Source organism: Streptomyces monomycini, assembly GCF_022271435.1.
GTDB lineage: Bacteria > Actinomycetota > Actinomycetes > Streptomycetales > Streptomycetaceae > Streptomyces > Streptomyces monomycini.
The window spans coordinates 318,569-330,970 of the sequence record NZ_JAFIQY010000001.1 but is presented as its reverse complement, the minus strand read 5'-3'; the positions used below and the strand labels follow the sequence as shown (position 1 = coordinate 330,970).

Genomic DNA, 12,402 nt, shown 5'->3' with positions numbered 1-12,402 from the left:
GGACGGGGCGGGGGCGCCCCGGGGACCGAGGCGCGGGGTGCCGCCATCCGGGCCAGGCTTCCGGACCGGCCCGGCATGGCGGCGGCGTGCCGGTGCGGTGCGCCGGGATGCTGGTCCGGTGTCCGGACCAGGCAGGAGGAGCCGTGGACGACCCCAGCCGCCGAGGAGACCGGAGTCCGGCACCCGCCGGCGCGGTCCACACCGTCCCCGGCGGGTCGGGAGTCATCGGCATCGGGCTCGCCGCCGTGCTGACGGCCGCCCTCGCGCAGGGTTCGTGGCAGTGGTTCGCCACGTACGTCGGCGTGACGCTGCTCGCGGTGATCCTCTCCTTCTACCGGCTGCCGCCGTGGGCCCCCGGCCTCCGCCGCGCGTACATCGCGAACCTGACGGCGTTCTCGCTGGTCGTCGGCCTGTGCGCGGCGATCACCCTGGCCCCCATGATGCAGCGCTGGGCCTGGCTGTTCCCGATGCCGGGCACCCGTGACCGGTGCCCCGCGCTGGGCAGCTACGAAAGCATCCGCACCGAGGCGGCGCTGGCCGGCCTGGCCGGCCGCGACGGCGCCGCCCTGGCGCACGCCCAGGACGTCAACAGTCAGGCCGCCGTGGCCGACTGCCTGTCCGCCACCACGACCCTCTGGCTGCCGGTGTACGCGGCCGGGGCGGCGGTGCTGGTGGGGTTGGGGGCATGGGCCTTCGACCGGGCTCGCGGCAGGGCCCGGGGCTGAATCCAAGTCTCCCGCAGGACACGCACGGTGGCGCCGATTATGCTCGGCCGACTGTTGCTTGCCGAGACACGCGCGGCTCCTGGAACAGGCGAGCCGACGCCCCGCCGGGCGCCGTCGCGTGCGGTCGGGGAGGAGACCCCGTATGCCGAGGCCCCGTATGCAGGACCGTGCCCCTCGTTCCCCCGCACACCGTGCCCGTCGCTTCCGCCGCTGCGCGGGTACGGCGGTGTCCTTCGTCCTCGGCGTGACCGCTCTGACGGGACCGGCACAGGCCGCGGAGCCCGGCCACCAGGCATCCGCGGAGCACCCGTCGACCCGCCGGGCCCTGGGCCGGTTGGTGGCCGAGGTCCGCCTGCCCGGCGTGGCCGCCCAAGCACGCGACGAGCACGGAGTGTGGAACGGCACGGCCGGAGTCGCCGACCTCGGCACCGGACGGGAGCGCAGCGCCGCCGACCACTTCCGGGCCGCCAGCGTCACCAAGACCTTTCTCGCCACCGTCGTCCTGCAACTCGAAGCCGAGGGGAGACTCGGCCTCGGCGACAGCGTGGACCGGTGGCTCCCGGGCGCGATCCGCGGCAACGGCAACGACGGCCGCCGGATATCCGTACGCCAGGTGCTCCAGCAGACCAGCGGGCTCTACAACTTCAGCGACGACGCCGCGCTGAAGGAGCGCTACACCGGCGCGGGCTTCCTCAGACACCGCTACGACACGTTCGCTCCCGACGACGTACTGCGTGCCGCGCTCCGGCACCGGCCGCTGTTCGCGCCGGGCAAGGGCTGGGCGTACTCCAACACCAACTACCTCGTCGCCGGAATGATCGTCGAAAAGGTGACCGGCCACTCCTACCGCCACGAGATCGAACGCCGCATCCTGCGCCCGCTGCGGCTGCGCGAGACGTCCTTTCCCGGCACCGACCCCACGCTGCCCGGCCCGCGCCCCGTCGCGTACTCCACGCTCTACGTCCAGGACCCGCACGCCGCGATCCACGACGCGACGGACTACAACACCACCATGTGGGCCGGGTCGGCCGACATCGTGAGCACCACCGGGGACATCGCCCGCTTCCTGGCCGCACTGCTGCGCGGCGACCTGCTGCCGGCGGCACAGATGCGGGCCATGCTGCACGCGGTACGCCTGCCGGAAGAAGCCCTCCCCGACCGGTACGGACTCGGGCTCATGGGCCGCGAACTGTCCTGCGGCGTGACGGTCTGGGGCCACGACGGAAGCCTGCACGGTTCCCTGACGCACGCCTACGGCACCGTGGGGGGCCGGCACCTGCTCGCCTTCAACGTCAACGGTGACTGGCTGACGCGGCAGACCGTGCAGCGGTACGAGGACGTCGGGGAAGCGGAATTCTGTGGCAGGGCGCCGGGCACGACGCCCCCTGAGAACCACGGACGGTAGTGCTCGAAGTCCGGCGGCAGTGGCACAGGCAGCCCTCGGCGGGCCGGGCGGCCGCCGACACGTCGCCCGGCCCGCCCGTCACCGCCCGGACACCGGCAGCAGGTGACCGCGCAGCGGCACGACGAGACAGCCGCGCAGACGCTTGGTCGTCTCGTGGCCCACGCCGTAGTCGATCCGGTCGAACTCCTTGCCGGTGACGTACATCAGCGGCGCGTAGTACGTGGCCGCCAGGTGCGCGTACGGTGTGGCGCGGCCCTCCTCGGTGGTGCCGGCGTAGATGTTCTGCAGGATGCGGTCCTGGGCGACGAACAGCGCGTGGGCCAGGAGGCGGCCCTCGCGGACGACCGAGTACAGCACGAGGTCGTCGCCGAACGCCTCGATCAGGGCGCGCAGCCTGCGCCGTTCGCTGTCCTCGTCCGCGGGCTGGCCGTAGTGGCGCAGCAGGCAGCAGCGCGCGGCCACCACCTCGTCGAACCGGGGCCGCGGATCCTCGCGGACCACTTCGCCCCCGGCCTCGGCCAGCCGGCGCAGCTGCCGCAGGATCTCGGCCCGCCGCCGGTTGCGCGGCCCCGAGTGGTAGTCGTCCCAGTCCGCCCAGCCGATCTCCAGCACCGACCTGGAGGTCAGATCGAAGCTCGCGCCGCCGAGCGCCGTGGTCACCGGGTCGAGCACGGCGGCGCCTTCGGGGGTGGTGTAGAGCACGCACACCGTCGCCAGCCCGGCGTCCCGCGCGTGGTCCAGCACCGCGGACAGACAGTCGCGTACCGCGTCCGGGTGCCGGCCGGCCGGACCGACCGGGTCACCGAGGTAGCCGGGGGCGGACAGCACCACGCTGGGGAGCATGTCCTCCGCCGCGCCGCCGAGCTGCGGGGCCACCGGCCCGTCGGCGTGCGCGGCGGGGAATACTTCGGGGTCGGCGCGCAGGATCGTCCACGGGTTGTACGCCTCGTAGGCGCCCGGCTCCCCGACCACCGCGCCCACGAAGCCGAGCGCGGCACCGTCGTCGTCCTCGTGCAGCACCATCAGGGGCTTTCCGGGCAGCCGACTGAGCATGATGTCGATCCAGCAGGCGCTCTGCACCGCGGAGCCGGGGTGCAGCCGGCCCCAGCGTGCGGCGTCGAAGTGCGCGGAGATCTCGGTGCGGGGCATTCCTCTCCTTCGTTCGGTCGTGGGCCGGTCCTCGCGGACGGGTCAGCGGGGGGCCAGGTCGGGCTCGGCCGCGGGGACGCCGGCCGGCGGCTCGGCCTTCAGGCCCCGGATGCTGGGGGCGAGCAGCGCCGCGAGACTGAGCAGGACGGCCGCCGCGCCGGCCACCATGGCCGCGCCCTGTGCGTCCATGGTGGTCACCAGCGGGCCCATCAGCAGCGTGCCCAGCGGGATCAGGCCGTCGAACCCGAGGAACGACAGGCTGCCCACCCGGCTGGTGAGGTTCTCCGGCACCCGGTCCTGGAGCAGGCTCGGGTAGAGGGAGTTGAAGACGTGCAGCCCGATGCCGTACAGCAGGGCGAGGGCCAGCGCCGGGACGCCTCCGCCGAAGAATCCGACGGCGGTCAGCGCCGCCGCCATCATCAGCAGCATCGCGAACATGCTGGTGCCCAGCCGCTTGACCGTGAGCCGCATCAGGATCACGGCGCCGATCAGCGCGCCGACGCCCTCCAGCGCGTAGAAGACACCGAGTGACTGGGCCTGGCTGGTGCCCTCCGGGGACATGATCAGCGGAATCGGTACGTCGAGCACACCGGCGAAGACGGCGTTCACCAGCGCGCCGACGCCCAGAAAAATCAGCAGCCAGGGCACGCCCCGTACGTAGTGCAGCGCCTCCACGATGTCCCTGCCGAAGCGGCGCAGTTGCTCGCCCATCGGCTGACGCGGCTCGTCGGCCGCTTCTCCGGTGGTCACCGGCCGGGCGCCGGTCACGCCCTTCGGCCGGACCATCAGCAGGATCCCGGAGAACAGGAAGGTCAGCGCGTCGAAGGCGAACGTGGCGGGCGCCCCGACGAACCCCACCAGCAGACCGCCGATCAGCGGCCCGCCGATCAGCCCGAACTGCATGCTGACCGACAGCGCGGAGTTCGCGGAGACCAGCTTGTCCCGCGACGTGATCTCCAGCATGTACGAGAACGAGACCGGCATGAAGAAGCCGTCGGCGATCCCGATGAGCAACGAGAGCGCCACCAGGAGCAGCGCGCTGGTCGTCCAGTACGTGGCGGCGGCGATCAGCAGCAGGACGACCACCCGCGCCACGTCGCACACCACCAGGACCCGCCGCCGCGCCTTGGTCCGGTCTCCCACCGCCCCACCGACCAGGTAGAACAGCAGCGAGGGCACCAGCAGCGCGGCGGTGGCGGCGGCGAGCACCGACGCCGAACCGGTCACGGTGATGAGGTGGGTGGCGAAAGCGATGCGGAAGGCGTAGTCGCCGACCAGGGACAGCGTCCGGGCCGCCCAGAAGCGGCGGAACGCCGGCTGGGCCATGATTCCCCGGTGTGACTGGGGAGCGGAGCTCACGGGGGACTCCCTAGGTAGAAACGATTCGGGACAGCACGATTCGGGACAGAAGGCCGACCGGACCTAGAAGGCCCGGCCCGACCAGGCCCACTGGGGCCGGAACGGTTCGAGGAGCGGCTGGATGCCGGGCGCGCACCGCTCGTCGCCGAACGCGCGGAACAGCTCCTCCGCGAGGTCGAGCAGCCAGGGCAGCGCCTCCTCCTGCGGCAGCCGGTCGGCGAAGAGCACCTTGTCGCACTGGGCGAACAGCGCGGGCGCGCCGGAGAGTTGGGCGGCGGTCGCCGACCTGGACAGCAGGTGCTTGGTGCCGTACGTGATCCGGCCGAAGGCGTTGAGACCGGAGGTGAGAAGCGCTTCGGCGGCGCCGCGGCACATCAGTTCCCGGGCCGGGGACGGGAGCACCGTGGTGTCGGCCAGGAGGCTCATCGTGTCGACGAAGGCCAGTGCCGCCGCCGAGGCGCGCACGAGGTCCGCGTCGATGCCCTTCCTGATCTCGTCCAGGCGGTCGGCGTTGGACAGCGGCCGGCCCGTGCTGACCCGCTGGACCAGCCGCAGTTCCAGGCCCTGGAGGTTGGCCAGGTCGGGCAGTTCGCCGCCGGTGGCCGGCCGTACGGCCTGCTGCACCAGGGCGATCGCGTCCTCGCTGACGTACTCGATGTTGACCATCAAGTCGCCCGCCATGCCGTCGAAGCTGTCCCCGAAGATCGAGGGATGGTTGGTGGTGCCGGGCACCCCACGCGCACCCGGTCCGGACATCAGGACGAGGATGTCCAGGTCCGAGGTCGGGTTGGCCTCGCCGGTCGCGTAGGAACCGGCCAGCATGACCACGTCGCCGGGCCGGTCGTCCACCAGAGCGGCGATGCGCTCGTGGGTGGCGCCTTGCCGGCCGAGTGCGGCCTGTACCGCGTGGGGGAGGGCGTCCAGAAGGGCAGGGTCCATGGTGGTGGCTCGCTTCTGCTCGGAGGTCAGGGGCGGGTGAGGGCCGTACGCAGCCGGTGCAGGCCGTCCTTGAGCTGGTCGGCGGGCAGTGCGAAGGAGAGCCGCAGATGGCCGGGGGCGCCGAAGGCCGCGCCGTCGACCACCGCCACCTCGTGCCGGGCGCGCAGCCAGCCGACGATGTCCTCCCGTGCCTGCGGCGGGGCGCTGTCGGCCAGCCAGCCGCGCAGGTCGGGGAAGAGGAAGATGCCGCCCGCCGGGCGGGCGCAGCGCACTCCGGGGATGCCGGCGAAGGCGTCGAGGGCCAGGTCGAGGTGGGTCGCGAGCCGGGCGCCGAGCTCCCGGCGTCCGGGCTCCCCGGTGGTCAGCACCTGCTGCGCGATGTCCTGGACCACTCCGCTGGCACCGCCGATGAGGTGGGAGGCGGTGGCCGTGATCCGGCCGGCGGTGTCGGGCCCGGCCACGGCCCAGCCGAGCCGCAGGCCCGCCAGCGCGTGGCTCTTGGTGACCCCGTCGGTGAGCACCACGTGGCCCGGCAGTTCCGGGTAGAGCTGGGTCACGGAGGGCGCCGGCTCCTCGTACAGCGCGACACCCCGGTACACCTGGTCGAACAGCAGGGTCAGCCCGCGCTCCGCCGTCCACTCGGTGATACCGCGCAGCTCCTCGTCGGAGACCACCGCGCCGTCGGGGTTGCGGGGGGAGTTGAGGATCAGCATGGCGGTGCGCCCGGTCGTCAGCCGCGCCAGCGCCTCCAGGGACGGAGCGCCCTGGCCGGGCTCCGTGGGCACGGGCACCGGCGTCCCGCCGGCCATCTCGACGAGCCGGGGGAAGCTGGCCCAGTACGGCGTCGGGAGCAGCACCTCCCGGCGGTCGCCGCGCAGGACGGACAGCAGGGCGGTGAAGATCGCCTGCCGGGCACCGGGGGTGACCACCACCTGGTCCGGGCCGAACCCCGCGGTCCCGCCGTCCGCCGCGTAGGCGGTGATGGCCTCGCGGAGCGCCAGGTCGCCGGCGGGGGAGCGGTAGGGCTGGTCCGCGCGGCGGGCGGCGGGTACGGCCCCCGGCTCGTGCTGGGCGACGCGGATGTCGCCGGTGGAGAGGACCACCACGTTGCCGCTCTGGTCGGTGACGGCGGTGGGAGCGAGTGTGGTCATCGGGCGGCTCCGTCGGGCAGTACGCGGCCCACCCGGCCGGCGAGCAGGGCCGGGTCACCGGCGAGAGCGTCCCGGACGAGTTCGGCGACCCGCCGGCGGCTGCTGGCCTCCGCCTCCTCGGACAGGAAGGCCCGGTGGCTGGTGAAGACGGAGTGCGGGTGGTCGAGCACCGGCTTCCAGCGCGGGTCCTGGTGCGGGTTCTCCGGGGCGAAGACGTCCAGTCCGGCTCCGGCGATCGCGCCCTCGTCCAGCGCCTTGCCGAGCGCCTCCGGGTCGATGAGCTTGCCCCGGGCCGCGTTGACCAGGAAGGCGTCGGACTTCATGGCCCGCAGCTCGGCCTCGCCGATCAGGCCTTCGGTGCCGGGGGTGAGCGGGCAGTGCAGCGTCACCAGGTCGGACTCGGCGAGGAGTTCTTCCAGCGTGTCGACGGTGCGGGCGCCGTAGCCCTCGGCGAGGTCCCGGCCGATGTAGGGGTCGTACACCAGCACCTGGCCGTAGAAGGTGCCGAGCTTGCGGGCGACGGCCCGGCCGATCCGGCCGAAGCCGACGATGCCCAGGGTGCGGCGGCTGACGCGGCGCGGCGCGCCACCGGCGTAGATGTCGAAGGTGCCGCCGGCCAGGGTCACGTGCTGCGGCACCACGTGCCGTTCCAGGGCGAGGGCGAGCGCCGAGGTGTGCACGGCGACCTCGTCCACGCAGTAGTCGGGCACGTTGAAGCCGGGCAGGCCGCGCTCCGCGAGCAGGTCGGCGTTGAGGTTGTCCACGCCCACGCCCTGCCGGACCACGACCCGCAGCCTGTCGCCCGCCGCGTCCAGCAGGGCGTCGGTGACCTGGCAGCGGTACACCACCAGGGCGTCGGCTCCGGCGGCGCGTTCCAGCAGCCGGTCGTCGGTCAGGACGTAGCGGCCGTCCTCGTGCGGAGCGGTGAGCAGTTCGACCTTGTCGCCCAGGACATCGCGCTCGACGGTGGCCAGGGAGAGGTCCTGCCGGCCGTCGGCGACCAGCCAGGCGGGGTCGGTGTACAGGACACGCTGTGCGTTCATCGCGCGGCGCCTTCCGTCAGTGAGGGCCGGACGAACCGGCCGAGGACGTCTTCGGGGGTGAGCGTGCAGGGGTTGTTCACGGCCCGGCCGGAGTGCAGCGCCTCGGCCACCACGCCGGCCCAGTCGTCGGCCGGCAGGGCGAGGTCGGCGAGATCGGCGGGGTAGCCGCCGGCCTCCAGGAGGTCCGCGAGCAGTTCTTCCGGCTCCCGGCCGGTGTGCGCCCGTACCATCCGGCGGATCTCGGCGACCCGCCCGTGCAGGACGCGGACACCGGGCGGCGGGCACTCCCGGGAGGTCGCCGCGGCGTGCCGGCCGATGAGCCAGCGCAGGTGCAGGGCCACGGCCACACCGTGCGGCAGGCCGAGCCGGCTGGTCAGCGCGTACGACAGGGCGTGGGCCGCGGTCGTACGGGTGACGTCGATGGCCGCCCCGGCGAGGGCAGCGCCCAGGGACAGGTCGTGCCGTACCTCGGCCGGCCGTCCCGTGTCGGCCAGCTGCCGCAGCGCGGGGAGGAGGGCGTGCAGCGCCTCCTCGGCCCACTCCAGGGACTGCGGGGTGGCGGTGCGGGCCCAGGAGGACTCCACGGCCTGGCTGAAGGCGTCGAGCGCGCCGGCCACCGTCGTCGGCACCGGCACGGTCGCGGTCAGCTCGGGATCCACCAGGACCACGTCGGCCCGGGCCCCGTCCGTGTCCAGGGACAGCTTGCGGCCGTCCCGGTACAGGGTGGCGAACCGGGTGAGTTCGCTGCCCGAACCGGCGGTGGTGGGCATCAGGACCAGCCGTCCCGGGCGCTTCCGGAAGACCGGGTCCGGCGTGCCGAGACACTCCGCCGGGTCCGCGTCCTGGGCGGCGAGCACGGAGGCGGCCTTGGCCACGTCCATGCTGCTGCCGCCGCCGATGCCGACGACGGCGTCGGGGCGCAGCCGGCGGATGACCCGTACCGCCTCCTCGATGTGGCCGAGCTCCGGATTGGGCCGTACGTCGCCGAAGTGGTGCACCTCGTACCCGGCCCGGCCGGCCCGGGTGAGGCGGGCCGCCGCGCCGGTGGCGTACGACGGCCCGTGCACGAGCAGCACGCGCCGGGCGCCGGCGCCGGCCAGCACGGCGTTGAGCCGTGCCGCGGCGCCGGTCCCGAAGAACGCGGCGGGGTGTCCTGGCAGCCGTCGCAGTCCGGCGACGGCCGCGGGGGGAACCGTACCGGTCACGACAACGGCACCTGCCCCGCGGTCAGTTCCGCGCTGAACCGGCGCGCGATCTCGGGGACGGTGACGGCCCCGGAGGCCCGTTCGCCCGTCGCGCCGCCCGCCCGGCCGCGGACCACCAGGAGCGTGGGCCCTTCGGCGCGGAAGGCGTCCTGGATCGCGGGCCGCACCGCCGCCGTGGAGTCCACGTACCGCACCCGCCGGTAGCCGCTGCCCCGGGCGATGGTGTCGAACTCGGTGGTGCTCGCGGTGGTGGCCTGCCCGCCGGTGGAGTCGTAGACCTGGTTGTCGAACAGCACGTGCACCAGGTTCGGCGGCGCGAAGTGCCCCACCGTGGTGAGCGCTCCCATGTGCATCAGCACCGAGCCGTCACCGTCGAGCACCACGAACCGTTCCGACGGGCGGGCCAGGGCGGAACCCAGGGCCAGCGAGGCCACATGGCCCATCGAACCCTGCATGTAGAAGTTGCGCGGCCGGTCGCCATGGTTGAACAGCGAGCGGGACAGATAGCCGGTGGTGGAGAAGACGAACTCCGGGCCGACCTCGGCGAGCACGGCCTTCACCAGGTCGTCGCGGTCGGGCAGGCCGCCGTCGGCGGGCCGTGTCCCCGCGTCCGGCGTACCGGCCACCTTCTCGTCCTGCACCGCCCCCTTGGCCACCAGGACGAACGCCGGCCGCCCGGAGGCGAGGACCGGCCGGGTCTTCTCCAGGACCTCGTCGAGGCCCGGCCCGTCCGGCAGGAGCATCCGGTGCGGTACGTCGAGGGAGTCCAGCCAGTCCGGCACGACGCGGCCCATCCAGTGGTGCTGGGGCTCGCCGCTGGAGGCCTTGGGCCAGCCGCGCATGCTGACGAACACCAGCACCGGGATCCGGTAAGGCAGGACCAGCGAGGTCAGCGGGTTGACGAGATTGCCGAAGCCGGAGTTCTGGGCGATCACGGCGGCCGGCCGCCCGGCCAGCCGGCTGCCGGCCGCGGTGGCCAGCGCGGTGCCCTCGTTGGCGGACGGTACGTAGTGGATACCGGGCCAGTGGCCCAGCTCGCTGATGGGGCCGCCGAAGTACGAGCAGGGCACTCCGGCGACCAGACCGATGTCATGGTTTTCGAGCGCGGTGACGAACGCCTTGGAGGTCGTGGTCACGGCGCGGTCCGGAAGGCCGCGGTCATGCCCTGCAGCGCGAAGATCTCCGGCATGGTGGCGATGTCGGCGTCCACGGCCTCGGCGCGGCCCTCGGCGCGCAGCTTGCCGAGCACCTCGCGCACGCTCTTCACCGCGGCGCGCATGCCCTGGTTCGCGTAGATGACCAGGCGGTAGCCCGCGTCGAACAGGGCCTTCTCCTCCACCGAGGCGTAGGTGGTGGGCACCGCGACCAGCGGTACGTCGCGGTCCCAGGCGTCGCCGAGTTCCAGGATGTCGTCCGGGCGGCGGCTCTTGCTGTGGACCAGCACGGCGTCCGCACCGGCGTCCGCGTACGCGTGGGCGCGCTCCAGCGCCTCGGGTACGCCCTGGCCCGAGATGAGCGCCTCCGTACGGGCGATCAGCAGGAACCGCTCGTCCTTCTGCGTCTGCTTGCCGGCCTCGATCTTGAGGGCGAACTCCTTGGTGGGCAGCAGGTCCTGACCGGCGTCCGCGAAGCTGTTGATCTTCGGAAACAGCTTGTCCTCGATGCACATCGCCGCGATGCCGGCCCGCTCGTACCGCTCCACGGCGAACGCCACGTTGAGCGGCCCGCCGAACCCGGTGTCGCAGTCGGCGATCACCGGGATGTCGATGATCGCGTCCATCGCCTCGGCGGCCGCCAGGAACTGCGTCATCGTCACCAGGCTGGCGTCCGGCAGGCCGTAACTGGCCGACACCTCGAAGCTGGAGCACCAGACGGCGTCGAAGCCCGCCTGCTCCACCAGCTTGGCGCTGAGCCCGTCGTGCGCGCCCACCGCGGCCACCGGCCGGGGGCCGGCGAGCAGCTCACGCAGCAGTGCGGACTTGTTCGTGGTGGTGTTCTCAGACATGTCAGTTGCCTTCCTTGCTGTACCAGAGCCGGTCTTCGTTGACATAGCGCTCGATCCCGCCGTCGGGCATGGCGCCGAGGGCGTACCGCACCTCGGGCAGCACGGCTCCCGCGATGCGCAGCAGCAGTACGCGGGCGGGGGCCGCCTGCGGGTCCGCGCGGACGAGGGAGAGCGGGACCTCCGGCATGACGTAGGCGGAGTCGCCGGGCTGCAGTTCCTCGTCGTACTGCTCCCCGTCGGCCTCCCAGCGCAGCCGCACGGGCTGGTCGCCGAGCACGTAGAGGTAGCTGTGCTGGTAGGTGGAGAGCCAGGCGGTGTCGTCGGCGGAGCGGGCCAGCACCTCGGTCTCCAGCGCCGTGGTGTGCGGGTGCGAGGCGTCACCGGCGAGCTGGGTGAAGCGGTAGGCGGGGGCGTCCGCCGGGTAGTTCCAGCGGTGCGCGGTCGCGGACCGCTGGACGACCACACCGCCGTCCGTGCGGGTGCTCGGCGGCAGCAGGTCGCGCTCGGAGACGCCGAGGGCCTCCGCCAGCGCGGCCCGCTCGGCGTCGGACGGCGGCCGGTCCCCGGCGACCAGCGCCGCCAGGTGCCCGGCGGGCAGCCCGCTGCGGCGTGCCAGCTCCTCGACGGTGACCGCCCTGGCCTCCAGGAAGGAGCGCAGCAGCGCGGCCGGCCCGGCTTCGGTGGACAGCTTGGCCCGGTGGGCGGCGGCGTTGCCGAGGATGGCCAGTTCGCGCTGGGCGTCCCCGACCAGGTCACCGCCGTAGGTGAGGGCCAGGATGTACGCCGGTTCGTCGGTGGACCGCGCGGTGAAGGAGTGCGGGGCGAACGGCAGCCCCCACACCGAGTCCCCGGTCTCCATCGGCACGCAGACACTGCGGTCCTGCCACCGGTAGTAGTAGTTCACGGGGCCGACGAAGTAGGTGAACTGGTAGAGCAGATGACCGCGGTTCCAGCGGACGGCCGGGTTGTCGGCATCGTTGTCGTCCACCGGCTGGAGCATGCGGATCCACTCGGGGCGGTACGAGGCCACGCGGGACATCGCGGTGTCGCGGTACTCGTAGTAGTCGTCGCCGCCGCGGGCCAGCACCCGCGAGGACGCCTCCGACTCCTTGGCCCGCATCACCCGGACCCGCCGGGAGGTGTCGTCGTGGCCGGGCAGCAGGTCGCGCTCGTTGAGCGGCCAGACTTCGGCCGCACGGCCCAGCAGGGCCAGGTCGACGGGCTGCGCACCGCTGGTGAGACCGGCGAAGGTGCCGGGGGCGAGGCCGAGGTCGGCCTCGGCGGCGGTGTCGTCGCGCTTGAGATCGTTGGCGGCGGCGCGCAGCAGCGCTGCCGCCCGCCGGTCGAAGGCAGGGTCCGGTACGGACATGGTGGGCCTTTCCTCTGACGTTTGCGTGCGCGGGGGCGGGGGTGCCCCGCGG

General features: G+C 73.3%; 11 protein-coding genes. 2 read left to right on the top strand and 9 right to left on the bottom strand.

Going from position 1 to position 12,402, the window contains the following annotated elements:
- Positions 1-143 precede the first annotated feature (143 nt).
- Together JXZ78_RS01370 and JXZ78_RS01365 are read left to right on the top strand one after the other, a co-directional pair.
- Positions 144-725 carry a hypothetical protein gene (locus JXZ78_RS01370; RefSeq protein ID WP_238782606.1) on the top strand — a complete coding sequence of 194 codons (582 nt, stop codon included), beginning with the start codon at positions 144-146 and terminating at the stop codon, positions 723-725.
- Positions 726-867: 142 nt separating this feature from the next.
- Complete coding sequence (locus JXZ78_RS01365; RefSeq protein ID WP_238782605.1) at positions 868-2,130, top strand: serine hydrolase domain-containing protein; 1,263 nt, start codon at positions 868-870, stop codon at positions 2,128-2,130.
- Positions 2,131-2,208: 78 nt separating this feature from the next.
- Here the strand turns inward: JXZ78_RS01365 and JXZ78_RS01360 are convergent, their stop codons facing one another.
- The 9 genes from JXZ78_RS01360 to JXZ78_RS01320 all read right to left on the bottom strand — a co-directional run bounded on the left by JXZ78_RS01360 (position 2,209) and on the right by JXZ78_RS01320 (position 12,350).
- Positions 2,209-3,279, bottom strand: coding sequence for a GNAT family N-acetyltransferase (locus tag JXZ78_RS01360; RefSeq protein ID WP_050502341.1), 1,071 nt, complete (start codon positions 3,277-3,279; stop codon positions 2,209-2,211).
- A gap of 42 nt (positions 3,280-3,321) precedes the next feature.
- Positions 3,322-4,638 (bottom strand): MFS transporter, encoded by a 1,317-nt coding sequence (locus tag JXZ78_RS01355; RefSeq protein ID WP_157851539.1) that lies wholly within the window; start codon positions 4,636-4,638, stop codon positions 3,322-3,324.
- A 63-nt stretch (positions 4,639-4,701) separates the two neighbouring features.
- Positions 4,702-5,577 (bottom strand): nucleotidyltransferase domain-containing protein, encoded by an 876-nt coding sequence (locus tag JXZ78_RS01350; RefSeq protein ID WP_030019519.1) that lies wholly within the window; start codon positions 5,575-5,577, stop codon positions 4,702-4,704.
- Between the two features lie 26 nt (positions 5,578-5,603).
- Complete coding sequence (locus tag JXZ78_RS01345; RefSeq protein WP_030019520.1) at positions 5,604-6,728, bottom strand: pyridoxal phosphate-dependent aminotransferase; 1,125 nt, start codon at positions 6,726-6,728, stop codon at positions 5,604-5,606.
- On the bottom strand, positions 6,725-7,771 hold the full coding sequence (locus tag JXZ78_RS01340) for a C-terminal binding protein (protein ID WP_030019521.1): 1,047 nt from the start codon (positions 7,769-7,771) through the stop codon (positions 6,725-6,727). The genes JXZ78_RS01345 and JXZ78_RS01340 overlap by 4 nt, the downstream gene beginning before the upstream one ends.
- Positions 7,768-8,976 (bottom strand): phosphonoacetaldehyde reductase, encoded by a 1,209-nt coding sequence (locus JXZ78_RS01335; RefSeq protein WP_050502343.1) that lies wholly within the window; start codon positions 8,974-8,976, stop codon positions 7,768-7,770. Before JXZ78_RS01335 ends, JXZ78_RS01340 begins: the two co-directional genes overlap by 4 nt.
- Positions 8,973-10,112 carry a phosphonopyruvate decarboxylase gene (aepY, locus tag JXZ78_RS01330; RefSeq protein WP_030019523.1) on the bottom strand — a complete coding sequence of 380 codons (1,140 nt, stop codon included), beginning with the start codon at positions 10,110-10,112 and terminating at the stop codon, positions 8,973-8,975. Before aepY ends, JXZ78_RS01335 begins: the two co-directional genes overlap by 4 nt.
- Positions 10,109-10,981, bottom strand: coding sequence for an isocitrate lyase/phosphoenolpyruvate mutase family protein (locus JXZ78_RS01325; protein ID WP_030019524.1), 873 nt, complete (start codon positions 10,979-10,981; stop codon positions 10,109-10,111). The genes aepY and JXZ78_RS01325 overlap by 4 nt, the downstream gene beginning before the upstream one ends.
- 1 nt (position 10,982) lies before the next feature.
- Positions 10,983-12,350 carry a helix-turn-helix domain-containing protein gene (locus JXZ78_RS01320; RefSeq protein WP_238782604.1) on the bottom strand — a complete coding sequence of 456 codons (1,368 nt, stop codon included), beginning with the start codon at positions 12,348-12,350 and terminating at the stop codon, positions 10,983-10,985.
- Between the last annotated feature and the right edge of the window lie 52 nt (positions 12,351-12,402).